Here is a 24,109-nt window from a genome sequence, read left to right as displayed (position 1 = left end):
GAACAAGCGAATGCCTGTTCGAAATTATCACACATGGATTTTTTCATGTTTTTGATAAAAATAATTCCCTAGAGCTAATAAGCTGAGTAGTAGACTGGCTATAAATAAGGAGAGTGGGGTTAGATGAATTGGTTTTGTTGAAATCTTATTCCAAATTGGATCGAGAATGGCTATGAGGCTGATAGCGATTAAAAAGCGATAACGGAGCTTGGTTTTCATTTTTCTATTTAGAATGAGAGGGAAAGAAAAAACATTTACAAAATTTGACAGGCGTATCATTAGGCTGTACTGTGGAAACAAGACCATGGTAAGAGCAATCATTCCACAGAGGCCAGCATTTATCTGGCAGAAATATTCCCAATAATAAAACACTTCTTTTTTCATCGCTGTTGCTTCTTTCTTTGGTGTGTACAAAACGAGGATAAACAATGAGAGAGCATACGAATATTTTCAAATCGTTTTTCTCTTTTTTAGTATAGCGCTTTCAAAAATAGAAATCAAGAAATTCAGGTATTTTGGTTCAATCTCCTGCTGCAAATGCGTTAGAACATGATATAATGAGGATATCATACAAAATGGGAGAGATAGCTATGAGTTTTTACAATCATGGAGTGATTGAGCCTAAGTGGCAAAAATACTGGGCGGAACATCACACTTTTAAAACAGGTACGGATAAAGCAAAGCCAAATTTTTACGCCCTAGACATGTTTCCTTACCCAAGTGGAGCCGGGTTACATGTTGGACATCCAGAAGGCTATACAGCTACAGATATTTTAAGCCGTTACAAGCGTGCTCGAGGCTACAATGTTCTTCACCCAATGGGCTGGGATGCCTTTGGTCTACCTGCGGAACAATATGCTATGGATACAGGAAATGACCCAGCAGAGTTTACAGTGCAAAATATTGCTAATTTCAAACGACAGATTAATGCACTGGGATTTTCTTATGATTGGGACCGTGAGGTCAATACGACGGATCCAAATTATTATAAGTGGACCCAGTGGATTTTCACAAAATTATATGAAAAAGGCTTGGCTTATGAAGCGGAAGTGCCTGTGAACTGGGTCGAAGAGCTAGGAACAGCCATTGCGAATGAGGAAGTCTTACCTGACGGAACTTCTGAGCGTGGAGGCTATCCTGTTGTCAGAAAACCGATGCGCCAATGGATGTTAAAAATTACAGCTTATGCAGAGCGCTTGCTTAATGACTTGGAAGACTTGGACTGGCCAGAGTCCATTAAGGACATGCAACGTAACTGGATTGGGAAATCACGCGGTGCCAATGTCACTTTTGCAGTTAAGGGGACAGAAAAGGACTTTACAGTCTTTACAACACGTCCCGATACCCTTTTTGGAGCAACCTTTGCTGTACTGGCACCTGAACATGAATTGGTAGATTACATCACGACTCCTGAACAAGCTGAAGCAGTAGCTGAGTACAAGCATCAAGCTAGTCTTAAATCTGACCTTGCTCGAACCGACCTGGCCAAGGAAAAAACAGGTGTCTGGACAGGTGCTTATGCGCTTAACCCTGTAAATGGTCAAGAAATCCCAATCTGGATTGCCGACTATGTGCTTGCTAGCTACGGTACAGGGGCAGTTATGGCAGTCCCTGCGCACGATAACCGCGATTGGGAATTTGCCAAAACCTTTGGATTGCCGATTGTCGCGGTCATCGAAGGGGGAGATGTGGAGCAGGAGGCTTATACGGAGGACGGACTGCATATCCATTCTGATTTCCTTGATGGTTTGAACAAGGTAGATGCGATTGAAAAGATGATTGCTTGGCTTGTAGAACACGGTGTCGGTGAGGAAAAGGTGACCTACCGCTTGCGCGACTGGCTCTTTAGTCGTCAGCGTTACTGGGGGGAACCAATCCCTATCATTCATTGGGAGGATGGGACTTCAACTGTAGTTCCAGAAGATGAATTACCACTTGTCTTACCAAAGACGAGCAATATCAAGCCGTCGGGTACAGGAGAAAGCCCGCTTGCAAACTTGACGGACTGGTTAGAGGTGACCCGAGAAGACGGAGTCAAGGGACGCCGTGAGACCAATACTATGCCACAATGGGCAGGGTCAAGTTGGTACTTCCTCCGCTACGTTGATCCACACAATACAGAAAAACTAGCAGATGAAGAGTTACTTAAGGCGTGGTTACCTGTAGACATTTACATCGGTGGTGCAGAGCACGCGGTCCTCCATTTGCTCTACGCACGTTTTTGGCATAAGTTTCTCTATGACATCGGTGTGGTTCCAACCAAGGAACCATTCCAAAAACTCTTTAACCAAGGGATGATTTTGGGAGCGAGTTACCGCGATCGTCGCGGTGCCCTTGTCGCGACTGACAAGGTTGAAAAACGTGACGGCTCATTCTTTAACCTGGAAACAGGAGAAGAGCTAGAACAAACACCTGCCAAGATGTCTAAATCTCTTAAAAACGTGGTCAATCCGGATGATGTAGTTGCTCAATATGGTGCCGATACTCTTCGTGTTTATGAAATGTTTATGGGACCACTTGACGCATCCATTCCTTGGAGCGAAGAAGGCTTAGAGGGTAGCCGTAAGTTCCTAGACCGTGTTTATCGCTTGATTTCGTCAAAAACACTTGTCACAGAAAACAATGGTAACTTGGACAAGGTCTATCATGAAACGGTCAAAGCTGTGACCGATCAGATTGAAACACTTAAGTTCAATACAGCCATTGCCCAGCTGATGATTTTTGTGAATAGTGCTAACAAAGAAGAAAGACTCTATATCGAATATGCTAAAGGTTTTCTCCAGTTGATAGCCCCATTTGCACCACACTTGGCAGAAGAACTTTGGCAACTTGTGACGGGCTCAAATGATGGTATTTCCTACGTGGCATGGCCAACGTATGACGAATCTTTCTTGGTAGAAGATGAGATTGAAATCGTGGTGCAGGTTAAAGGGAAAGTACGCGCTAAACTCGTAGTAGCAAAAGATTTATCACGAGAAGAGTTACAATCTCTTGTGTTAGCCGATGCCAAGGTACAGGCCGAGCTACTGGGCAAGGAAATCGTCAAAGTAATCGTCGTTCCTAACAAACTGGTGAACTTAGTGGTGAAGTAGAGAGGATATAGGTGCTTGAAATGAAAGAACAAACATTCAAAGGCTTCTGGGGAATGTTTCTGATAGGTTTGTTGGTTCTCTCCTTTGCAGTTGGCTATGGCTTTTTCAGTTATTTTCAGACAGACCTTGCTTCACTCCAGCGTAAGAATCTGGTTTATGAACCTAATTCTAGTCATGGGGAGACCACGATAAACGTGTCTATGTTTGTCCCAGAGGCGATTGGTGAGTTGGAAAATGGGAATCAGCTTTATCTGATTAGCGATGAGTCGGGAAATTTATTGGGCTTAGAAGCTAAGAAGAATGATCCACTGGTAAACGAGATGATTGCACAAGGTGAGAATTTATCACAAACTCCCAAGCCTTTAGCAGTCTATGCTTATCAGTTGGGAACTGATACAGAGTCTGAAATTCAAGATTATCAGTCTTATATCGTCAGCTTTTTTGCAGGCAGTGAGATAGAGCAGGATGTTCTTTCTCGCTCCTATGTTTCTCTTGCAAAATTGCAAGGTGATAGGTTTCATGCAGTTTTGACAATGCTTGTAGCAGGAGGACTTGGTCTCTTTCTTCTTTACTCTGCAATCAGACATTTTAGGGCAAATACACGTGCCTATCAAGAACTGTACGCTAGCTATCCAGAGTTGGTTGGAATGATTGAGCGAGCAGTCTATGAGGCAGATTGGAGCAATCACGAACTAAAGATTGCAATCTATAAAAATCATCTCTTTACCTATCAGGGAGGTTTCCATTTGGTTGATTTAGCAGAGGTGGAGCGTATTTATCATTATGAGCTGAGAAGTAAAGCCTATGGTCTGATTACTACTTCGCGTTCATCGTTTCTTTCGGTTATCAAAAAAGATAGTAAAAAGATCCAACAGCTACATTTTAAAAATAAAGGCAAACAGACAGATGAGATGCTCACCCCTTTCTTTGAGTATTTACTAGAACATTTCCCTGCTATCCAATTAGGTTATGTCAAATAAAAGGGAGTGAGACGAGGCCGTGATTTTAAAGACTCGCTTTTGTGGTTCTAGACCCGGAAGATGGATAACATGTTCTTTTAAGCTTAAAAGGTGAGAGAAGATGAAAGATACTTCTGTCATACGTTTCATCAGTGGCATGATAGTTATCTAAGCAATCGGTTAGGGTGTCATTGGCTTAGCACGGACGGTGTTTGTTTTAAGGATGTATCCTTTTCTACTAGTTCGAAACAATTATAAAATAGGCAAATGGACGAGGAAACATCACTGTGTAGGAAGTATTCTACCTAAAGGGAGTCGTAGCCATTGCAGCCCTTGTTTGCTTACGGTTAGGACTCTTTTTTCTGTTGAATTCAGTGATAGTCCTTTCGTTTATTTTTAGTACGAGGCAAGGAGTCGCAGGTAGTACTGGAGTACAGCAAGACGAGTGAACGAAGTAGTAAAAATATAAACGAAAGGACTATATTACTTCGTTCACCCGCTTTGGGAGTGGGAAAGAACTTAAAAGACATAAGAAAGAGGTCGGTTTTTACCTTATTTCCTGCATTCTAGCTTAGGGCTGAAACGCGCTATTCTCGGACTGTTGCGCTCTTTTCTACAGGGTTTGATTGGGTCAGATTTGGAGTGTGAAAAGGGAACCAGTATGAGAAAAAGGTACCCAAGGAGGTTCTAGTCTGAAAAAGGAACAGCGCTTCGTTTCAACTTTCAACGGCACGATAGCCATTGAAGCAATCAACCACTGTATTGAGGTGAACTCTGAGGATAGTATTCATTAAAACTTTTGGAAATACTGAAGTCAGACTATTTTGAAGAGTTTTTTGCTGGGAATGAATTAGGAAAAGATAGAAGAAGCGTGTCAAAAATGGGCTCTTGCTTCCATGTGCGGGTGTTTATCTTTTTAAGAGGAGAGGCTGGGGAATAAATTTTACTAATCACGGTGATAGAAAATATGTATTGGTCAAGAAGCAAGGAGCGTGGTATGATAAAAAGCATCAGTAATAGGAGGGTATCATGGAATATAGTACAAAGGCAATTCATGGTCAAGTTGATGACACAGGAAAAGGTGCAGTGACCTATCCGGTGTATCTTTCATCCACCTTTTTACAACCAAATATCAATCAGTTTGGTGATTTTGTCTATAGTAGAAGTGCTAATCCCACTCGGGCTAGTTTAGAACAACAGGTAGCTGGTTTGGAAGGTGCTCGCTATGCTTTGGCAACCGCAACTGGGATGGCTGCGACAGCTATTGTCTTTGAATTATTAAACAGTGGCGACCGTATTCTCCTATCAGATAATGTCTATGGTGGAACGTGGCAATTTGTTAATGAACTCTTTGAAAGTCGAAACCTGTCCTATGAACTGGTGCCTGATTTTAATCACTATGACTTTTCTCAGCTTGATCCGAGGGTTAAGGCGATTTTTTTAGAAACTCCCACCAACCCGCTTCTTCATGTCACAGACTTGGAAGCTGTGATTGGTCGTGCTAAAGCACAAGGCTTGCTGGTGATTGTGGATAATACCTTTATGACCTCCTATTTGCAACGACCGTTGGATTTTGGAGCAGATATTGTTGTCTATTCAGCGACCAAGTATTATGCTGGGCATTCGGATATTTTGGCAGGTTTAGTAGTGACCAACCGGGAGGATCTTTATCCTAAGCTGAAAGCAACGCACAAATTGCTCGGAGCTATCCTGAGTCCCTTTGATGCCTTTCTTTTATCGCGAGGAATGAAGACCTTGCCTTTGCGTTTAGATAAGCATCAAGAAAATACCCAGCTGGTGGCAGAATATCTGAATCAAAAAGAGGGCGTCCAAGTATTTTATACAGGACTTTTAGATCATCCTGGTCACGCAATTCAGGAGCGTCAGGCAAGAGGACATGGTGGTGTCTTATCTTTCTTATTAGATAAGGAAGTGTATGATTTGCAATCCTTTATCCAATCCTTGAAACTCTTTGGTTTTGCGGTCAGTTTAGGTGGCGTTGAATCGTTGATTTGCCATCCGGCAACCATGATCCATGAGTCTTACAATAAAGACTTACAAGACCAGATTGGTATCCGAGATAACTTATTACGATTGGCAGTAGGTATTGAAGCAGGTAAGGATTTGATTGATGATTTAGAAAATGCCTTTCATCAAGCTAGAAAGTAAGGGAGAAATTGAATGAAAAAATTAGTAGTCTGGATAGTAGGACTTGTCGCAAGTGTGGTGCTTGTTGCATGTAGCTCTACTTCACAAAAACAAGCAGAGACAGCAGGCTCTTTACTTGAACAAATCAAGGAAAAGGGGGTCTTGAAAGTTGGAACTGAGGGGACCTATGTACCCTACACCTATCATGATGAGAGTGGAAAGTTGGTAGGGTACGATGTTGAAGTAGCTGAAAAAGTAGCTGAAAAGCTCGGAGTGAAAGCGGAATTTATCGAAACGGAGTGGGACTCGATTATCGCAGGGCTTGATGCGGGACGTTTTGACGTCATTGCTAACCAAGTCGGTGTGACCGATGAACGCAGGGAAAAATACGATTTTTCAACCCCGTATACCTATATTTATGGCGCCTTGATTACGCAGAAAGACGAAAAGACTATTACCTCTTTTGCTGATATTAGAGGGAAAAAATCAGCCAACAGCTTGACGAGTAATTGGGCTGAAGTTGCTAAAAGCAAGGGTGCAGAAATTGTTGGTGTAGATGGTTTCCAACAAGCAATTGAATTGCTAGCTTCGAAGCGTGTGGATGTAACTATCAATGATAATGTAGCCTATCTTGACTATATCAAGCAACACCCAGAGGCACCAGTTAAAGTAGTAGCCTTGTCAGATGATGTGCAGGCAACAGCTCTACCGGTTGTTAAAGGTAACGATGATTTGGTCAAGGCTATTGATCGGGCTTTGAAAGAATTGGCAGATGAAGGCGTATTGACAGAATTATCTAAGAAATACTTCGGCGATGATGTGTCACAGATGAAAAAATAGGGATCATTATGACAGATAGATTATGGCAGATTATTCTTGATTCATTCAGCCAGATACTGATACCAGGATTGTTAGTGACGATTCCACTAACAGTCCTCTCTTTCGTGTTTGGCCTACTCATAGCAGTCTTTACAGCCCTCGTGCAGATTGCCAATATTCCAGTGTTAAAACAGCTCGCTAGATTTTATATTTGGCTCATTCGAGGCACACCTCTGTTGGTGCAACTCTATGTGATTTTCTACGGTTTACCGAGCTTGGGATTGGTACTAGATGCCTTTCCGTCCGCTGTTTTTGTTTTTTCCATCAATACAGGAGCATATGCAGCTGAAACGATTCGGGCCTCGATTGAATCCGTTCCTAAAGGGCAGTTAGAAGCAGGCTATTGTGTAGGGATGACTTTCTGGCAAACCATGCATCGTATTGTACTACCTCAAGCTTTTCGAGTAGCCTTTCCTCCACTATCTAATTCTTTAATCAGTCTGGTGAAAGATACATCCTTAGCAGCTAATATCACGGTTTTAGAGATGTTTATGGCAACTCAGCAGATTGCGGCAAGAACCTATGAGCCCTTTGCCTTGTATTGTGAGGTTGGTTTGATTTACTTATTGTTTTCAACAGTCTTGACGAAAGTACAAGCCTACGGTGAAAAGAAATTGAAAGTCTATTAAAAGGGAGTAAGATGATAGAAGTACAGAAGATAAACATGTCCTTTGGCATGACCAAGGTCTTGCGGGACGTGGACTTGCAAGTGGAGCAAGGGACGGTGACCGTCATTTTGGGTCCATCAGGGTCAGGAAAGACGACCTTGCTACGCTGTATGAATTTTTTAGAGCGGGCAGATAGCGGTCGGTTTGTATTTGGAGATACAAGCTATGATTTGGCGCAGATTCGCCAGAAAGAAATCGCGGAGATTCGTAAATGTACAGGATTTGTCTTTCAAAATTATAATCTCTTTGCTAATAAAACAGCTTTGGAAAATGTGACTGAGGGTCTGATTATGGCGCAAGGATATAGCAAGGCAGAGGCAGATACGATTGGACAGAAAGCACTGGATAAGGTGGGACTTGCAGAGAAATACCATGCTTATCCGAGTGAATTGTCAGGCGGGCAGCAGCAACGGGTAGGGATTGCGCGCGCGTTTGCCAGCAACCCGGCTGTCATCTACTTTGATGAGCCGACATCAGCCCTTGATCCAGAGTTGATTGGTGGTGTTTTGCAGGTCATGGTTGAGTTGGCAAAAGAGGGCATGACCATGGTTGTAGTGACTCATGAACTGAGCTTTGCTCGTGAGGTGGCAGATAGAGTAGTATTCATGGAAAATGGTCAGATTATTGAGCAAGGAAGTCCTCAAGAAATCTTTGATTCTCCCAAGGAAGAAAGAACCAAACAATTTTTGTCTCGGATTCACCACTAGTTGGAGCTCTTTACTTTTTTTGCTATAATACTTGACATGGAAACAAAAAATAGCTACAGCCAGGAAGAAAAAGAATATTTTATGCGGGAGGCCTTGAAAGAGGCGGAGCGTTCGTTGGAAAAAGATGAAATTCCGATCGGGTGTGTCATCGTGAAAGACGGTAGGATTATCGGACGCGGGCACAATGCGCGGGAAGAGTGCAATCAGGCGATTTTACATGCAGAAGTCATGGCCATTCAAGAGGCCAATCAGCGAGAAGCAAACTGGCGCTTACTTGATACGACCTTGTTTGTGACCATTGAGCCTTGTGTCATGTGTAGCGGCGCAATCGGTCTAGCGCGGATTCCACAGGTCGTCTACGGTGCGCCAAATCAAAAGTTTGGTGCTGCAGGGAGCCTCTATAATATCTTAGAGGACGAGCGGCTCAATCATCGTGTCGTAGTTGAAACAGGAATCTTGGAAGATGAATGTGCTACGATTATGCAGACCTTTTTCCGTCAAGGACGCGAGAAAAAGAAAGCTTTCAAACAGGAACAGCAGCTCAATGCAGACGCACCAAAATAGGATAAGACATGAGGAAAGTCTGTACGTTCAGATAAGGTGTTTGTATCAAAGGGTTTTGTTTGTAATATCATCCCCTTGAAAACGAGTGAGTGATAATGGTCAAACGTAAAATGATTGGCAATCATAAAAGTGCCTGTAATCAGAAAGCGCTTCTGCGCTTCTTTTTCATGGCTACGTGTGGCATTCGGATGGTAAGTGTCTAGAATTTTGGGAAATGTAAAATTAAATACTTTATAGCTTAAGAGAACGAGAAATCGTTCTCTTTTTCGTCACCTAAAATTATTTGGAGGATACAGAATAAATGTCAAACAACATTGAAATTATCATGGATATTGATACCTTAGAAATCTTTGAAGTGATAGATCTTGATGGAGATAAGGAAGTAGAAACTGTTACAGATTCTGAAAATTTTTCTAAAGAAGAGAAAGCATCTCCATATGATGACCTAAACAGAATTTGGTTAGGAAATGGTTATTACTACAAACCCTCTAGCTTACTATGGCAAGCTGAGAAAGATGGTGTTGTCCATAGACTAAGACCAAAGAATAAACATGGAACCTATCCTTATCTCCAACGTTCCAGAGATCACACTTGGGGACATGTCTATCAGTTGACACAGGAGGAGGCTATGTGGCTGACTTTGGAGTTTAATCCAGGACTGATGAATTATGTATGAGGAGGTAAAGTATGTCAGTTTTAATTCCAGCAAATATTTGTGTTGCAATTATCTTTTGTTCAATATTTATCAGTGCTTACCATAGGGACAAGGTTTATCTGCTGTATCTCTTTTTCTTTTTGATGAATGCTCTAGTATCACTATACGCGCTCTTTAGCTACTTTAATTTATTGAAATAAAGAAAGGAAGGAACTACTCAAATGACAAGACAAGAATTGATTCAAGAAATCATGTTTATAAGACAATTGACCAAATATGAAGCTGATGCAGTAATCACATTGCTAGAAAGACAACAGATAATTACTTTTACACCACAAAATCAGCTAGCGTGTAATCTAAATTCATTTCAGGTGGGGTACTAAGATATGGCTTACGGCAGAAAGAGTTTAATTCAAGTTCAAGCTACAGAGATCCACTACCAGTTGCCTAAAGTTTTAGTTGGGACAACCTATTATCAAAAATTATGTGCTGAAGCAAAATTTCTCTATATGTTAATCAATGACCGCTTGAAATTATCACTTCAGACAGCTAAAGACACAGGTAATTTTGTAGATGAACATGGTGACGTCTATGTCATCTATCCGAATAATGAACTAAGTCAAGACACTGGTTATGGAAAAGATAAAATCATCAAGTTGAAGAAAGAGCTGATTAGATACAACTTGCTTGATGAAGAACGACAAGGAATGAAGCAACCTAATAGACTATACCCAAAGAATGTTGTATCTGATCCATTTCTATTAGAAATAGCTTTTGAAGATGCTCCAAACCCTTGGGAACTCTATGAAGTCGGAAATTCCGACTTCAAGAACTCTGAAATTCCGACTTCAAGAACTCTGAAATTCCGACTTCAAGAACTCGTCAAAACCGAAATCAAGAAGTCGGGAATATCGAACCAAGTAAGAATAATCTAAGTAAGAATGATAAAAGAGATAACGATACTAATCGATACCAGAACGAGATTCCACTATCTACGCTTTCGGATTCTGAAGCATTCCAAATGGGACAACATGGTTTTTTATCTTCAACGGCAATTCAGCGACTCAGCTTATTTGGTGATGATGCCAAAATACTTGAAAATAAAATATACCAGGCTAAGCGACAAGTTGAAAAGGAATATAGCGACCTCCTGCAGGGATTAACCATTTTGGGTGAGGTCTGGGTCACAGATCTTGAACGTGAAATTGATAAACTCATTTTTAAAATTAAAACAGGTGAGAATGAAGAAAAACCAATCAAAAATATACCAGGCTATTTCTACAAGATGATGACTCACTTCTGGAAAATGGCTCTTCTCGTAGAAACAGAACAGGGATTTGTGACAGTTTCAAATTGGAGTGACTACATTAAGGAATTTCCTGAAGCCTGTCCAAGCATTATCCGATATTACTACCCCAATAAGCTGTCAACCAGCCAACTCAATAAGTATTTGGATGCCCTATCCAAAAGGGAAAGGGGGTGATTTCAGGTGACAAAGTCAGTCTCGAACCGATTGAAGGAACTAAGGAGACAAGCAGGTCTGACTCAGGAGGAGCTCTCTCAAAAAGTTGGTGTGATTCGTAAAACTGTTTCAAATTGGGAACGAGGTTTTAGCCGTATCAATCCTGAGTACGCAGAACAACTAGCCAAGTATTTTCATGTTTCTATTGGCTACCTTCTCGGTGTAAGTAACGACAAGCAGGATGCTAGTTCTGATTTAAGCTATTGGATTGCCTACAAACAAAAACGCTGATAGCAACTTGACCGAGATGTCAGTAAACTAGACGGATCTTTGATAACTAAATAAAAGGCTTGCCCTGATACAGCGTGGCTATGGATAAAAGAAAAATGGGGGCGAGTAGCGAGCTAGAAAAGGATATCTAGTCCAGCCACAGTAACGAAAAAGCATGGTTTAAAAAATCATAAGCTGAAGGAGTAGGGGTTCCTAGACTATAAACCCAGTGTATAAAGTACCGAGAGTGGTTTACGAATCACTCCAGCACGGCGTAAATCGCCTTTCAACTTCAAGGAGAAATCTTATGATAGATGAAACACAAACAGTCCACCTAAGGGACTTAAGAAACTTAGGAAAACAAGGAGGTGCAACGGCACGATTAGAGGATGGGACAGAACTCATCCTTAAGCCTGACTATGCTGTAAAAAAAGCGAGAGGATATGTGGATGGCATACTTCGAGATGTAGAATTCCACTTACCCTACAAGAGTATTTATAGCCATATTCGCACCATCAAAAAAGATAATCATTTAGTGGCAAGAAAGACACGAAGCCCAGCAGGCTTTGTACTACGCCTAACAGGAAAAGGTTATCAGTCGCCCTCCTATCGCACAAACAAACAGAAAGGTAACTAATTATGACAAAGAAACAAGTACTCGCAACAATTGCGACATCAGCTATTATACTCTCGGCTACTGGGACTGCCTTGGCAGATGAAATTGCCCCGGTAGACTCAACAGCACCAACAACAGAAATTACGGTACCTACAGATCCCGTTGGACCAGTAGAAGCCCCGACAGATCCGACCCTACCGATTACAACTCCTACAGAACCAAGCAATCCAACAGAACCATTCAAACCTGAAAATCCAACTCCACCAGTAGATCCGACACTTCCAAGCACACCGAATCCAACTGTTCCTGATGTGAGTGATGCTGGAGGAGTGAATATTGATCACACGAATCCGACAACAACTACTGCTCCATCTGAAGATGATAATAGTTCAAACAATCAAGCACCAGCACCAAATATTAACGATGTTGGAGGGGTGACAATAGACCACACACAAAAGGGAAAATCTCAAACGGGAACGACCTCCACTGTGACAGGTCAGGTCATCCAGTCTGCGATTCCTGAAGCACCTATTCAAACCAATACTGGAGTATCTATTGTGAGTACTCAGGACGGACAAGTAGTTCTGTCTGATGGTTCGACAGCCACTCCTGAATCTATTGGAGCTATTACCAACGCAGATAAGACTATCACTGTCACTAAAGCAGATGGTACCAAAGCAACCTTGCCGCAAACAGGAGAAGCGACTAGCCTACTTTCAATCTTAGGAACTGGGCTACTTGGAGTGGTCGGTATTCTCTCAAAAAAGAAATACATTTAAAACAAACTTTATAAAAAAAGGAGTAAAGAAAGAATGTTGAAGAAACAAGGAAAAGGATATTTTAGAAAATCAAAGGTATATGGTTTGGTTTGTGGGATTGCACTTGCAGGCGCACTCACCTTCTCAGCTGGAAATGTCTTGGCTGATGAGGTAACCGCAATTGATGGTACAAGTGGTACAGCTGTTGCTACAGATCACACAAAAGATAGTGCATCAAACACGCAAACACAAGTTGCTGATGACAGGCAACCAACAAGTACCAATGACAATGATACTTATGCAAAACAAGCTAATATGTCATCAGCTGCTCAAGATGTGCCAGTAGATAATACAGTAGTTACTAGAGCAGCTGAAGAAGCTAGGCAGGTAGGTGCAGAAGTCACACAAGACCCAACTCAAGACAAAGGCGTACCAACTACCACAGCTGAACTTAATAAGGCACAGTCCGAAATTGCACAAGATCAAACCCAACAAGTGAATAAGCTCAATCAAGCGAAACAAGAAGCGCTTGAGCGTAAAAAAGCCTATGCTCAAGCAGAGAGCGCTTATCAAGACTTGAATAAACAAGTGAGTGACGCAGTGGTTCAAGGTGGCGGTAAGGTTTCATCTGAAACAGTTACTCAAGCTAGCGGTAATGGGACAGATGTATCTGCTTATCAGGATTATACAACCAAAGTTCGCCAACAAATCGAAGCGAATCGTCAAGCTATTCAAGCCTTTCAAGAAGCGCTTGAGGCTGTTTATCGTAATACAAATGTCACTGTTAATGCTAGCGTAGCTGTACAAGATGTTGATAATCTTACTTATGGAAATTCCATTATGACTGGTGGAATCAATGCAGATGGTTCTTTTAGCTTTACGCATGATATGAATGACGGAGATAATGATGTCGCAGGTATCCTTGGAACAGGAACGCTGACAGGGAGACTTAACTATTCAACTACGGCAAATGGAGACGGCACGATTACTGTTCACCTCAAAAATGTAGAGTTGTATTCTTACGCTTATACAGCTAATCGAGCAAATCATGCAGTCGATCAGCGTATTAATTTTCAAGTTTATTCAATAGGCGGGAATAATGTTTACAATACGTATCATTCAGGAGGGACATCCTTTACCGATACAATCAATCGTTCGGTGACGCTTGGACATGATTATGTATTGACACCAGGGCAAGCGTCAGGAAATATTGGTTTTTGGCTCACTCTATTATTTAAAGTCAAATCCCTTTAAAATCAACGTTTCTAAAATGAAAAATCACTAAAAATCTTATTTATAGACAAATATTTAAACCTAAACGGTATCAAAAAGGTATCAATTTTCTGTAGTTTCGGAGCTTATAAAATAAACGAAAGCAGTCTCAATTATTTGGGCTTTTTTATTGTCTTTTTTTATGTATATGATATAATTAAATAAATTACATAAAGGAGTTACATAAAATGGTTACAGTAGAAAAAAATAGAGCTGTTACGTTTCAAGCTAATAAAGAATTGGTAAGCGAAGCGATGACAGTATTAAACAAGAAAAATTTAACTTTGTCATCTGCCTTGAGGTTATTCCTACAAAATGTCGTTGTCACTAACGAAGTTGATTTACTAAACGAAGAAGAGTTAGAAAAAGAACAACTCTTTAAAAAATTACAGGCTGAAATTAAAGATAGCATTGCTAATTATGAAGCTGGGAACTTTTATACTGAGGAAGAAGTGAGGGAACATTTTGGACTATAAAATCACTTACGACCCTAAAGTGATAAGGACTTTGGAAGAAATTTATAATTATATTTTAGAACATTTTCAAAGTGAGCAAGCAGCTCAAAAGAAGATTAATTCAATCATCGAAAACATTTCTAGTCTTAAAACTTTTCCAGAGGCCGGTTTTAATGCTGATGAAAAGTTCGGCCTATTAATTGATTCTAAATATAAAACAAGAGGTTTAACACTAAAAAAAGATTATATTGCTTTATATACAGTAGACCATGAAAATAAGGTCATTTTGATTACGTACCTATTAGCTACTAAAAGCGACTATATGAAATTGTTTAAATAATAGCAAAAAAGCCTTAGCAGTAATGCCAGGGCTTTTAAAGTGTAGTTATCGCAATAAGCGACGCAACGCCTTACTCGACTGTCTCACAGAACGGCCAAAAAAGCGGAATACAGAAAATGCTATCATCCAACCAAAAAGAGTTTTTCTCATAATGTTACCTCCTCACTCAATATTATATCACAGGTTATTTCTTACTAGACTTTTTGCGGGCGATTTCCTCACGCATTTTCTTTTGGTGATATTCAAGTTTTTCTTGAACTGACATCGTCCTATAAGTCTTGATAAACATACGATACAATAAATACTTTTTGTTCGGATTGAGTAAATCATCTAGCAGTCGCACCAGACCTGACTTGAACAATTTAAGGTCTTCTATGACTAAAACTAGTAAATTTTCCCCATCCTTCTGATACTCATGAAATTTAATATCATAATCCTCTTTTAGACGATATTCTAGAATATGTAAAGCTAATTCTTTTGTCCAAAAGTCGTTCCCTGACTCATCTTCCAAAAAAGATGGTTCAATAATGCTTAATGGCCAAGAAGAAGATATAAATTCTCCTGTCGCTTCTTTATGGGCAATTTGTAGGAAGCCTATCAAATCCTTTCCAGAAAAGGAGGTGGGCTGCGAGATTGAATAAACGAGTGGTTTGTTTTTATTGGTCATTTTCCTTCTCCTTGTTCATTTATTCCATGGTTCTCTTGACAACAAGAAACCTAGTCTTTTTTAGCCTACGGCGATCGGTCGTCAGCTTTTCAGCCTGCCGACTCGACCCCTTTCAGTCTAAAGCCGACTAGCTTATTGTCAAGAGACTTTCACGGCATAAAGTGATTAAAATAAGTTTTTCTCAATTACATTTTTAATTGTTTTGACTGCGGTTACTACATTTAGTTTCGGCGGTCGTATTTGATTAGCAAGTTTCAGGGTAGAGCGAAACTCTTTATCTGGTAGATACTTTTTAGCGTTCTTTCGCCAAAGAGCCAACTTTTTGCTCACAGCTTTCAGCTGGTCATTCAAGCGTTCCATCTGTTGCCTAAGGCTCTTATTTTCATGCTGGAGTCTGCCAACTTCGGACCTCAATTCCCTGTTTTCTGTTAGCAACTTTTCACTTTTTATCAATGATTTAGCTAGATTGTTCTGGTCTTTTAGAGATTTATTCAGTTTATGCTCTAAAGCATTCCTGTCCTGCCTCAGTTTCACGTTATTTGTCGCATTTTTAGAAGCAGTCTGATATAACCTATTATAGGTTTCTCTATTCATCTTTAGTTTGCCGTCAAGTGTACGCTTTGCTAGTCCTTCTGCGTGCAGCTCCCTAAATCCTAAAGGCTCAACCTCTTTCAAATCAGTTAAACTTTCAGCCAAGGTCTCTATTTCTTTTTCGTATTGCTTCAACTCTTCGAGAGTGTCCCACTCCTTCTGCTCCAAATGCCGGAGCAGTTGCTCTTTTTCTGAAACAGTCAACTCTAGCTGGTTTATTTTCTGACTTATCTGCTCTAACTTATCTTGCTTTTCAGATAGTCGTTGCTCGACATCATCAAACAAACGCTGTTTCTCCTTGTATTCAGCAGTATCAAGATGTTTTTTCTCACTATCAACTTCTCCACGTTGTAAAGTGTACCCTTTATCATTCAGGTATTTTGGGAACTCCTCCTGAATTGCCTGAAGCTGTTCGCGGTGACCAAACAGAGCTTTTGAGCTGAGCTTACCATTTTTCAGTGGTACAAGCCCTAGGTGCATGTGTGGGGTACTTTCGTCAAGATGAACCATAGCATAGGCAATATTTTCTTCTCCGTATCTTTCAGCAAAGAAATTTTTAGCAGTCTCAAAAAATTCTTTTGTTTGCTCCTGGCTCATATTCTCAAAGAAAACTTTATCAGATGTGATAATCCACTCATTACATAATACAGCGTCTTTACGAATAGCACGTTTGGATAACTTATTGTCATTGACATATTGTTTTATTTGTTTGTCATAAGGCATAGAGCGGTCACGGTCTGTTAGCTCATAATTTAAATGACTTCGTTCAGGATCAATATCCTTATTCGAATGATTTTCAAAAATACGTTCATTATGACGATAAGCTCCTCCTAAATTACCAGACTTGTATTTGACCATTCTGGCTACTGCATAACTCATAGTTTGTTTCCTTTCTCGGCTCAAAGGGTCGCCGAGCTGGTGGCGGACGATTGCCACCAGAAATAAGCAACCCATAGGCAAGATTTTCTCCTGAAGGGTCGGCACTACTTCCATGTAAAGTGTAACGCACTACACTTTACTCCGTAAATGTGCGTTCTCCGAAGGGTCTTGCAGACAGCTCTTCGCTCCGAATACAGGAGCGACTTCGAACCACCTCTCGAGCCACAAGAGGAGCTTCGATTATACTCGCCGAAGCGAGTAGGGCACTTAAGCAGTGCCCTTGGTCGGACGCTTCGCATTGTCCGACAATCTACCGACCACCATAATAGGCTAATTGTTTTTCAAGTCTTGGTCGCTCATGTTTCAACAAGTCTTTCAGCAATCCCAAATAATCAACATCCGATGTTTGATAGGTTTCTAAAATCTTTTTATACTTTGTTCTTGTGTTCTTGCTAACTCTATTCCACACTGCCTTATCACGTGTTAAAGCTAGCAAGTATAACTGACCTTCCACAGACAGTCCTTCAAATTTGAATGGTTTAAAAATAACTGTATTGATAACCTCGAATATCTCCTCAACTGAGCGACTTCTCAACTGAAATTCTAAGCGCCACCAATGTTGGAACTGACTAGCACTTTCCTTTTCTTTTTCCGTCCCATTCTCTAGCTGTTCTTTTTTCTTGTTATACAGCCTTATTTGTTTTTCTGAGTGAGAAGCACCAAGATACTTCGTTTCTAGCTTTCCAGTATCCGAGCGGAATTCTTTGGTTGCAGTAGGACGACCTTTCTTTTCTAGGATAAACTCACTGCAATCAACCTCAAACAAATCAAAAGCTAAATCGACACGAGATATTGAAATATCTTCAAGATATGGTATAATAGTGTCTATAATTTCAGTATCTACTGAACGGAGTTTATTGGGGTTGAACTCCAAGCGGAAAGGACGAGCATTAAAGGCTTGTCCTTTTATCTTGTCATATTCCATATGGAGCACAACTTGACCCCCATCCCTAGTAGACGCTCGAAACATATCGGTCATAGCTGTTTGAATGCTAATCGCTGTATGACTTTCAACTAGTTTTTTTAGAGCTAGGAGCTTGCGGTTCTTGATATAAGCTGTTATCGTAATATTATCTAAACTGACTTTTAATTCCAAACAAGACTCCTTTCTTTCTACGGTCGCCTATCGGCGCCTATTTTTTTGCCTGCGCAAAGACCTTCTCCCTAATGAAAATTCTTGGGGGAGCAACCCCAAGCCGACCCTTACGGAGTCGGACCATTTTCATTTTCCGGCGGTCAAACTTGTCAAAAAACGGGTGTAGTAAAATCCCACGAAATGGGAACATAGCGGGCTGTTAGAGGGCGCCCTGTTATAAAATTTCCGTAACCCCTCAAAATCTGACCCCTAAACTCTGTTTTCAAAATATTTTCATAGTCATTTTTATAAATATTTTTGACTAGAAATTTTGTCAATCCAACACAGATTTTTTGAAAAAGTCTTCTCGGTCAACCAAAAATATCTTGAGGATTTTTTCGATAATGTCATCAGTCGGAACTTGTTTATTTTTCTTGTAGCTAAAGAAACGGTCTTTAGCTTTTTTGATTTCTCCTAAATCGTCGGACACATCAGCAAACAACAACTCATTCAATTCGAACCAACGTAGCTCTGATTGCTTACGTAGTGACTCAAAGTTTTTCCAGAATAGACGTCCCTCATCTAACTGCTCCATCTTCCTCATCAGCTGAATTCTTTCAATTTTCCGATATTCTTTTGGCAAGAGTACCGTCACATAGTCAGGGGTCATGTTCGAATAAATAACCTCATCTGTCACAACAATGGGAAGCTTCAGGGTACTATTGACGTCTTTCAAAATCTTTCGAACAAATTGACTAAGGGTAATTTGTGTATTCAGCTTGTATTTCAACATCTTAGTGCTTAGTAATTCAAATATATCGGTCGACCTGAATAGCCATTCCATCAGTGTTTTAGCATCTATATCTTTACTTGAGAACGCTCGATAGTCAATCTGATAGCTATCCAATCGCGACTGAATAGCTTGGTTAAGTGTTGTATCTTTTCCAAAATAAATCTTTATCATTGCTTATACCTCGTTGATATAGGTTTTGTAGGGTAAAGAGTAGCCATAAAAAACGTCTACTCTTTCTCGTTCAATCAAATTAACTTCTTCCAATCGTTGCATAACATCTATCATTGTGGTTCTGCTGCAAGAAAACATTTTAGCTAATTCAATCAGTTTAAAATTTAGATAGATACTGCCATCAGTATCTATCCAACCTTTTTCAGGAGCTTCTATCTGTCTATCTCTCAAGACAGCATAGACTAAAATATCTCTCGCAGATAGACTACTGTAGAAATCATCTTGTAATAAAATTTTAGGTATTAAGTAATTTTCGTTATCATAGTCCATAGCTCTTACCTCTCAAATTGTTGTAACCATTGAGCGACTTTATGCTTGTCATACAAGGTCACTCCGTCAATGACCATGTGGGGCATGCCTTCACGTTGCCATTTGACAATAGTCGTCGTTGAGACATCTAGCCAACGGCACAAGCCTGCCATACGAACCATAGGCTTATAAAGCTCCTTGTCCTCAAGGGCTTTTTCTATTGCCTTTTGGAGCATGTTATCATAGCGAGCCAATAACTTTTTTTCAGTTACTTTTGGAAGTTGTATAGTAAATCCTTCTGTCATTTGCAGGTTCTCCTTTTTGTTAAAATCGTTTTTTAGCTGTTTTCACTGCCTATTTTCTGGGAATGGTTCAATCTGAAATAGTTCCATAGGGTAAATATACCTTTCTAGTATTTCAGACCGAGCAACACTCCTATTTTTCAAGGCTGGTTCTTGCCTGTTTCATACGTTCAGCAAGTTCTTGGCGTTGTTCTTCTGTCACCTTGCGTTTTTTCTTAGGAAATACATTGATTGAAAAATCCTCACCAATCTTCATAATGGCATTGAGCCAAATCGTTCTGCCTTCTTCTTCCTCAGTGTTTAACACTTCATAGGCTTCAGGAAGTTTTAGCACTTTTTGAATGTGTGGAGAATAATTTGTTTCAATCGTCCATTGTTTATCCAGTGCGTCAAATCGGACAAACGTTTCTTGTTCTTCTAGTGTGTAAGCCATAGCTGACTCCTTTCCTTTTTTTACAAACTCCGAAAGCATTTTATTTGTATTATTTAAATACAAAATACATTTTAGAATACTTTTGCATTTTTGTCAACAGTTTTTGTATCTTAATTTGTTTTTTTGTATTATTTGTGTTATTTTAATTACAAAAGGAGAAAAAATGAATACACGAATTCCATATCTAGTTGCTTTAAGCGGTAAAACACTGAAAAAAATTAGCAAAGAAACTGGAATAGCTTACCCAACATTAACAAGCTATAACCAAGGCATACGTAATCCCAAGAAAAACAATGCAGTTATTCTTGCAAAATATTTTGGAGTATCAGTTGGATACCTATTAGGGGATGAAAAAGAGCCTAACTTGATAAATCCAGGTGATGAACCTCTATTACAGAGTTTTTTTAGAGTAGCTCAAGGGAAAACTAACTTAGACAAAGTAACCGAGTGGACTCCCTTCAAAGATGATGTTAGCTTTGTAAAAACAATGCTTCTATCCACTCCAACACTTGATAGAAAAATTGATGAAATTTTTGAAGGCATTGAGCCTAATATAATTCAGGCACTCAAACAAAGGATAAGAGAAGTTGCCAAAGAATTTCCTTATACAATTAACCATAGTGGAGATGAAAAATCAGATTATCACTACGTATGGCAGGCATGGGAAAAAACTCCTGAATATCAAGAAAGAATGGCTGAAAAGCATAAAAAATAATTATGACAACTCGTAATTTCCTTGTTTTACAAGCTCCGAAACCTTAGAAAAATAAAGGAGAAATTACAATGTCCATTCACAAATATCCAAGTAAAAAAGCCAAAAATGGCTATTTATATCTTGTCAAGGTCTATATGACCAGAGACGGTCAACGTTCAGACCATATCAAACGTGGTTTTCGTACTCGAAAGGAAGCCAAAGACTACGAAGCCAGACTCATTTATCTTAAGGCTTCAGGAAAGTTGGAAGAGTTCATCAAACCAACTCATAAAACTTATAACAAGATATTCGAGAAATGGTATCAAGCCTATCGAGATACTGTAGAGCCGACAACGGCTTCTCGTACTCTTGATATGTTTAGGCTTCACATTCTGCCAGTCATGGGAGAACTGCCCATCAGCAAAATCTCCCCTTTAGACTGCCAGAACTTCATCACAGAAAAAGCAAAGACCTTCAAGAATATCAAGCAAATCAAGTCCTACACTAATAACGTCTTTGACTTTGCGATTAAGATGAAATTGCTTAAGCATAATCCTATGGCAGAAATTATCATGCCAAAGCGGAAGAAACAACAGATAGATAACTATTGGACAGTCCAAGAACTGCAAGAGTTCCTAGCTATAGTGTTTCAAGAAGAACCTTACAAGCACTATGCACTGTTTAGACTACTAGCCTATAGTGGCTTAAGGAAGGGCGAGCTATACGCTCTTAAATGGGCTGATATAGACTTTCAGAGCGAGACTCTCAGCATAAGCAAAAGCCTAGGTAGGCTAGATGGTAAAGCCATTGAAAAAGGCACTAAAAACGATTTTTCAGTTCGAAAGATTAAGCTAGACAGCGAGACGGTCTCTATTCTGCAGGAATGGAAGGCAAATTGCCAAAAAGAAAAGGCACAACTAGCAGTTGCACCCCTTTCTATCGATCAAGATTTTATCTTTACTTACTGCACACGGTCAGGCTCAATAGAACCACTTCATGCAGACTATATCAACAATATCCTATCACGGATTATCAGAAAGCATGGCTTAAGGAAAATCAGTCCTCATGGTTTCAGGCATACCCATGCAACCTTGATGATTGAAATTGGAGTTGACCCAGTCAACACAGCAAAAAGGCTAGGTCATGCAAGTAGTCAAATGACTTTAGACACCTACAGTCATTCAACAACTAATGGAGAAGATAAGTCCATCAAGCAATTCGCAGACTATCTCAAAGCAAAATAACAGTTAAAAAAGATGTAGAAGTTTTTCCAAAACGGTATCAAAAAAGGTATCAAAAGCAAAAAACAACAAAAAAAGCACCTTGCAAGAGACTTGCAAAATGCTTGTAATCGTTGATGTAAAGCGGTTTTTAACGTTTTGAGAACTGACTAGCTTTACGAGCTTTCTTAAGACCTGGTTTCTTAAATATTGATGATAACTGGATTTATAACACGCACGGTCAAGCCTATGTCAGCTTCACTAATCCAAACGTTATGCCGTCAGCTGTTGTTCGATCAATAAATGCTCCTGTTGTACCAATTATGCCAAAAGTGACATATCGTGACTACAAATTGCAGTATAAGCCAGTTGTGACTAAACAAGTCACTGACATAGAAGGCAATAATATCAATAATAAGACAGTTGTTAAAAATGACTTCCAAAAATATTACTTGTCTTATGAAAATATCTTAGCTAATGCAAAAGTAGGTGATACTATTGGTATCACTGATCCGTTAGAAGCTGGGGCTATTCCAGATGTGGAACGTACTTTTGAACTCAATAAAGACAGTGGTTGGACAGTTTCTTATAACGAAGCCACCAACACAGTTACCTACTTATCTACTTATCAAGGTAAGATCCTTCCTAAGCCAGTGATTGTCTTTGCCCCAATCTACGACAAGGGCTTCTATGACAATACTTACCGCGTATCAAGGAATGAGCACTTTATCTATTCTGATACAGTCACTATCTATACATCAGACAAACCAACACCAAGGAAAACAGTCACTGATAACTCAGGTACTGATATTGACGGTGCAACAATCTTTGATAAGCACGTTAATTATGGCTTAACAACTGATTATAGCTCATACAAGCATCTGACAGTGTCTAAAGAAGCTATTGCTAAAGGCTTTGGTCTTTTAGATGATGTTCAAGACGGCGCCGTGACCATTGACATTAAAAATATCACTATTAAAGACAACAAAAATAAAGACATAAAAGCTCTCTTTGATATGTATCACGTGCTTTCTGATAAAGGACGCACAGAAGTAGTCGAAAACTTCCTTAAGCAATCGGGACTTGAGCCAAAAGGTGAGTTCTTCTTGTGGCTAGCAAAAAATCCTGTGACCTACTACAGTGATTATGTCTTAAAGAATAATAACATCACTATTAGTCTTCCAGCAACACTACTTGTTGAAGACGGTGAAAAAGTGGAAAATGACTTTCAACAAATTGATTTTGGCAATCCTTACGTCTCTAATCTTGTAGTTAATAATATTCCAACAGTTCAACCTGAAAAGCATGCCTTGAGTGCCAAAGATGATAATAGTGTTCTTGACGGTCAAGAAGTAAAAATTGGCGACTATATTCGCTATTTGCTTGATGGTGTGACGGTAGGCAAACATCACGACACGCTTTGGCAATATGATGGACTAGATCGCCTAGACACTACTCATGACCGCTATACAGGAAATTGGAAAGCTGTTGTCACAGGGACAGAATATACTGCCAAAGCAGATATGGTACTAGCTTATGATGTAAGGCTTGAAGATGGGACACTGATTAAAGCTGGAGATACTGTCAAAGCTAGCTCCAAATATAGCTTTACTTTTGAATTTAACCAAAACACAAATAGCGATTTTATCAATAAGATTGTAACGGTAGTTTGGAATGAAGAAAAAGGGGAGTGGTCTTATCGTTTTGATAAGGATTTCCTAAACTCACTTGGAGTTGAAGGTACGTTTGATGCAGATTTCTATATTGAGGTAGAACGTATTGCAGCAGGTGATGTTGAAAATACTTTTGTCAATATTATAAATGGCAAAGAGATGACTGCGAAAGTCACAACACATACTCTAGAACTACCACAACCAACTCCAAATACGCCAGTTAAACAAGCTAATGTGCTTCCGTCAACTGGTGAAGCAGGTAGCGTTTTAAGGCTTATTGGTGGCGTGTTGCTGTCAGGATTGAGTCTTGGTGGCGTTCGCAAACGCAAAGAAGACTAGTTTTTCCCTTGGCTTTATGGTATAATAAAGCCAACAAATGAGAGGGGATAGAGATGAG

At 39.9% G+C, this 24,109-nt stretch carries 25 protein-coding genes and 1 pseudogene; 18 read left to right on the top strand and 8 right to left on the bottom strand.

Annotated elements, in window-relative coordinates; all coding sequences use genetic code 11:
• Positions 1–27 precede the first annotated feature (27 nt).
• Positions 28–384 (bottom strand): hypothetical protein, encoded by a 357-nt coding sequence (locus E4T79_RS02050; protein ID WP_135027141.1) that lies wholly within the window; start codon positions 382–384, stop codon positions 28–30.
• Between the two features lie 206 nt (positions 385–590).
• On the opposite strand from E4T79_RS02050, the gene leuS reads away from it, so the two are divergent.
• From leuS to E4T79_RS01975, 15 genes and pseudogenes are all read left to right on the top strand, one after another.
• The gene (gene leuS / locus E4T79_RS02045; RefSeq protein ID WP_135027139.1) at positions 591–3,092 is read left to right on the top strand and encodes a leucine--tRNA ligase; all 2,502 of its coding nucleotides are present in this window, start codon (positions 591–593) and stop codon (positions 3,090–3,092) included.
• A 20-nt stretch (positions 3,093–3,112) separates the two neighbouring features.
• Entirely contained in the window at positions 3,113–4,072 is a 960-nt protein-coding gene (locus E4T79_RS02040) for a hypothetical protein (RefSeq protein ID WP_135027137.1), read from the top strand.
• A 1,008-nt stretch (positions 4,073–5,080) separates the two neighbouring features.
• Positions 5,081–6,220, top strand: a complete 1,140-nt coding sequence (locus E4T79_RS02035; protein WP_135027135.1) for a PLP-dependent aspartate aminotransferase family protein — start codon at positions 5,081–5,083, stop codon at positions 6,218–6,220.
• Positions 6,221–6,232: 12 nt separating this feature from the next.
• Complete coding sequence (locus tag E4T79_RS02030) at positions 6,233–7,039, top strand: amino acid ABC transporter substrate-binding protein (RefSeq protein ID WP_135027133.1); 807 nt, start codon at positions 6,233–6,235, stop codon at positions 7,037–7,039.
• Between the two features lie 8 nt (positions 7,040–7,047).
• Complete coding sequence (locus E4T79_RS02025; protein ID WP_135027131.1) at positions 7,048–7,707, top strand: amino acid ABC transporter permease; 660 nt, start codon at positions 7,048–7,050, stop codon at positions 7,705–7,707.
• Positions 7,708–7,718: 11 nt separating this feature from the next.
• Positions 7,719–8,453: an amino acid ABC transporter ATP-binding protein gene (locus E4T79_RS02020; RefSeq protein ID WP_135027129.1), complete on the top strand. Its 735-nt coding sequence runs from the start codon at positions 7,719–7,721 to the stop codon at positions 8,451–8,453.
• A 36-nt stretch (positions 8,454–8,489) separates the two neighbouring features.
• Positions 8,490–9,017 carry a tRNA adenosine(34) deaminase TadA gene (tadA, locus tag E4T79_RS02015; RefSeq protein WP_135027127.1) on the top strand — a complete coding sequence of 176 codons (528 nt, stop codon included), beginning with the start codon at positions 8,490–8,492 and terminating at the stop codon, positions 9,015–9,017.
• 301 nt (positions 9,018–9,318) lie between these two features.
• Positions 9,319–9,693: a hypothetical protein gene (locus E4T79_RS02010; RefSeq protein ID WP_135027125.1), complete on the top strand. Its 375-nt coding sequence runs from the start codon at positions 9,319–9,321 to the stop codon at positions 9,691–9,693.
• 365 nt (positions 9,694–10,058) lie between these two features.
• A pseudogene (locus E4T79_RS02005) lies at positions 10,059–11,155 on the top strand (replication initiator protein A).
• 6 nt (positions 11,156–11,161) lie between these two features.
• A complete protein-coding gene (locus tag E4T79_RS02000) occupies positions 11,162–11,425 on the top strand; it encodes a helix-turn-helix transcriptional regulator (RefSeq protein WP_135027124.1) in 264 nt (87 codons plus the stop codon).
• A gap of 286 nt (positions 11,426–11,711) precedes the next feature.
• Entirely contained in the window at positions 11,712–12,041 is a 330-nt protein-coding gene (locus E4T79_RS01995) for a hypothetical protein (protein ID WP_135027123.1), read from the top strand.
• Positions 12,042–12,043: 2 nt separating this feature from the next.
• Entirely contained in the window at positions 12,044–12,799 is a 756-nt protein-coding gene (locus tag E4T79_RS11420) for an LPXTG cell wall anchor domain-containing protein (protein WP_135027122.1), read from the top strand.
• A gap of 33 nt (positions 12,800–12,832) precedes the next feature.
• Positions 12,833–14,032 (top strand): putative cross-wall-targeting lipoprotein signal domain-containing proteiin, encoded by a 1,200-nt coding sequence (locus E4T79_RS01985; protein ID WP_135027120.1) that lies wholly within the window; start codon positions 12,833–12,835, stop codon positions 14,030–14,032.
• A 206-nt stretch (positions 14,033–14,238) separates the two neighbouring features.
• Positions 14,239–14,526 (top strand): hypothetical protein, encoded by a 288-nt coding sequence (locus tag E4T79_RS01980; protein ID WP_135027118.1) that lies wholly within the window; start codon positions 14,239–14,241, stop codon positions 14,524–14,526.
• Complete coding sequence (locus tag E4T79_RS01975; RefSeq protein WP_135027116.1) at positions 14,516–14,845, top strand: type II toxin-antitoxin system RelE/ParE family toxin; 330 nt, start codon at positions 14,516–14,518, stop codon at positions 14,843–14,845. The genes E4T79_RS01980 and E4T79_RS01975 overlap by 11 nt, the downstream gene beginning before the upstream one ends.
• A gap of 184 nt (positions 14,846–15,029) precedes the next feature.
• Here E4T79_RS01975 and E4T79_RS01970 read toward each other — a convergent pair whose 3' ends face one another.
• The 7 genes from E4T79_RS01970 to E4T79_RS01935 all read right to left on the bottom strand — a co-directional run bounded on the left by E4T79_RS01970 (position 15,030) and on the right by E4T79_RS01935 (position 20,125).
• A complete protein-coding gene (locus E4T79_RS01970; RefSeq protein ID WP_135027114.1) occupies positions 15,030–15,512 on the bottom strand; it encodes a hypothetical protein in 483 nt (160 codons plus the stop codon).
• Between the two features lie 165 nt (positions 15,513–15,677).
• Positions 15,678–16,982 carry a MobV family relaxase gene (mobV, locus tag E4T79_RS01965; RefSeq protein ID WP_135027112.1) on the bottom strand — a complete coding sequence of 435 codons (1,305 nt, stop codon included), beginning with the start codon at positions 16,980–16,982 and terminating at the stop codon, positions 15,678–15,680.
• A gap of 310 nt (positions 16,983–17,292) precedes the next feature.
• Entirely contained in the window at positions 17,293–18,138 is an 846-nt protein-coding gene (locus tag E4T79_RS01960) for a replication initiation protein (RefSeq protein ID WP_135027110.1), read from the bottom strand.
• 313 nt (positions 18,139–18,451) lie between these two features.
• A complete protein-coding gene (locus E4T79_RS01950) occupies positions 18,452–19,081 on the bottom strand; it encodes a hypothetical protein (protein ID WP_135027109.1) in 630 nt (209 codons plus the stop codon).
• Positions 19,082–19,084: 3 nt separating this feature from the next.
• Positions 19,085–19,411 carry a replication initiator protein A gene (locus E4T79_RS01945; protein ID WP_135027107.1) on the bottom strand — a complete coding sequence of 109 codons (327 nt, stop codon included), beginning with the start codon at positions 19,409–19,411 and terminating at the stop codon, positions 19,085–19,087.
• 5 nt (positions 19,412–19,416) lie between these two features.
• On the bottom strand, positions 19,417–19,695 hold the full coding sequence (locus E4T79_RS01940) for a hypothetical protein (RefSeq protein WP_021002053.1): 279 nt from the start codon (positions 19,693–19,695) through the stop codon (positions 19,417–19,419).
• A gap of 130 nt (positions 19,696–19,825) precedes the next feature.
• Positions 19,826–20,125 carry a hypothetical protein gene (locus E4T79_RS01935; RefSeq protein WP_135027105.1) on the bottom strand — a complete coding sequence of 100 codons (300 nt, stop codon included), beginning with the start codon at positions 20,123–20,125 and terminating at the stop codon, positions 19,826–19,828.
• Between the two features lie 163 nt (positions 20,126–20,288).
• Here E4T79_RS01935 and E4T79_RS01930 point away from each other — a divergent pair, with 163 nt between their 5' ends.
• From E4T79_RS01930 to E4T79_RS01915, 3 genes are all read left to right on the top strand, one after another.
• Entirely contained in the window at positions 20,289–20,840 is a 552-nt protein-coding gene (locus tag E4T79_RS01930; RefSeq protein ID WP_135027103.1) for a helix-turn-helix transcriptional regulator, read from the top strand.
• A 68-nt stretch (positions 20,841–20,908) separates the two neighbouring features.
• Complete coding sequence (locus E4T79_RS01925; RefSeq protein ID WP_135027101.1) at positions 20,909–22,063, top strand: tyrosine-type recombinase/integrase; 1,155 nt, start codon at positions 20,909–20,911, stop codon at positions 22,061–22,063.
• A gap of 299 nt (positions 22,064–22,362) precedes the next feature.
• Positions 22,363–24,051: an SspB-related isopeptide-forming adhesin gene (locus E4T79_RS01915; RefSeq protein ID WP_135027099.1), complete on the top strand. Its 1,689-nt coding sequence runs from the start codon at positions 22,363–22,365 to the stop codon at positions 24,049–24,051.
• Positions 24,052–24,109: the final 58 nt, after the last annotated feature.

This window comes from Streptococcus sp. LYSM12 (assembly GCF_004569635.1).
In the GTDB taxonomy this organism is placed as follows: Bacteria; Bacillota; Bacilli; order Lactobacillales; family Streptococcaceae; genus Streptococcus.
Note: the sequence above shows the minus strand (reverse complement) of the source record. Positions and strands in the feature narration are given on the sequence as shown.

What these genes read in the sequence shown, in the direction of transcription:
- E4T79_RS01915 (WP_135027099.1), top strand. Translation starts at nt 22,363, where the DNA reads ATGCCAAAAGTGACATATCGTGACTACAAATTGCAGTATAAGCCAGTT.
- E4T79_RS02035 (WP_135027135.1), top strand. Translation starts at nt 5,081, where the DNA reads ATGGAATATAGTACAAAGGCAATTCATGGTCAAGTTGATGACACAGGA.
- E4T79_RS01995 (WP_135027123.1), top strand. Translation starts at nt 11,712, where the DNA reads ATGATAGATGAAACACAAACAGTCCACCTAAGGGACTTAAGAAACTTA.
- tadA (WP_135027127.1), top strand. Translation starts at nt 8,490, where the DNA reads ATGGAAACAAAAAATAGCTACAGCCAGGAAGAAAAAGAATATTTTATG.
- E4T79_RS01940 (WP_021002053.1), bottom strand. Translation starts at nt 19,695, where the DNA reads ATGACAGAAGGATTTACTATACAACTTCCAAAAGTAACTGAAAAAAAG.
- E4T79_RS01945 (WP_135027107.1), bottom strand. Translation starts at nt 19,411, where the DNA reads ATGGACTATGATAACGAAAATTACTTAATACCTAAAATTTTATTACAA.
- leuS (WP_135027139.1), top strand. Translation starts at nt 591, where the DNA reads ATGAGTTTTTACAATCATGGAGTGATTGAGCCTAAGTGGCAAAAATAC.
- E4T79_RS11420 (WP_135027122.1), top strand. Translation starts at nt 12,044, where the DNA reads ATGACAAAGAAACAAGTACTCGCAACAATTGCGACATCAGCTATTATA.
- E4T79_RS01930 (WP_135027103.1), top strand. Translation starts at nt 20,289, where the DNA reads ATGAATACACGAATTCCATATCTAGTTGCTTTAAGCGGTAAAACACTG.
- E4T79_RS01970 (WP_135027114.1), bottom strand. Translation starts at nt 15,512, where the DNA reads ATGACCAATAAAAACAAACCACTCGTTTATTCAATCTCGCAGCCCACC.
- E4T79_RS01935 (WP_135027105.1), bottom strand. Translation starts at nt 20,125, where the DNA reads ATGGCTTACACACTAGAAGAACAAGAAACGTTTGTCCGATTTGACGCA.
- E4T79_RS01950 (WP_135027109.1), bottom strand. Translation starts at nt 19,081, where the DNA reads ATGATAAAGATTTATTTTGGAAAAGATACAACACTTAACCAAGCTATT.
- E4T79_RS02025 (WP_135027131.1), top strand. Translation starts at nt 7,048, where the DNA reads ATGACAGATAGATTATGGCAGATTATTCTTGATTCATTCAGCCAGATA.
- E4T79_RS02030 (WP_135027133.1), top strand. Translation starts at nt 6,233, where the DNA reads ATGAAAAAATTAGTAGTCTGGATAGTAGGACTTGTCGCAAGTGTGGTG.
- E4T79_RS01985 (WP_135027120.1), top strand. Translation starts at nt 12,833, where the DNA reads ATGTTGAAGAAACAAGGAAAAGGATATTTTAGAAAATCAAAGGTATAT.
- E4T79_RS02040 (WP_135027137.1), top strand. Translation starts at nt 3,113, where the DNA reads ATGAAAGAACAAACATTCAAAGGCTTCTGGGGAATGTTTCTGATAGGT.
- E4T79_RS02020 (WP_135027129.1), top strand. Translation starts at nt 7,719, where the DNA reads ATGATAGAAGTACAGAAGATAAACATGTCCTTTGGCATGACCAAGGTC.
- E4T79_RS02010 (WP_135027125.1), top strand. Translation starts at nt 9,319, where the DNA reads ATGTCAAACAACATTGAAATTATCATGGATATTGATACCTTAGAAATC.
- E4T79_RS01925 (WP_135027101.1), top strand. Translation starts at nt 20,909, where the DNA reads ATGTCCATTCACAAATATCCAAGTAAAAAAGCCAAAAATGGCTATTTA.
- mobV (WP_135027112.1), bottom strand. Translation starts at nt 16,982, where the DNA reads ATGAGTTATGCAGTAGCCAGAATGGTCAAATACAAGTCTGGTAATTTA.
- E4T79_RS01980 (WP_135027118.1), top strand. Translation starts at nt 14,239, where the DNA reads ATGGTTACAGTAGAAAAAAATAGAGCTGTTACGTTTCAAGCTAATAAA.
- E4T79_RS02050 (WP_135027141.1), bottom strand. Translation starts at nt 384, where the DNA reads ATGAAAAAAGAAGTGTTTTATTATTGGGAATATTTCTGCCAGATAAAT.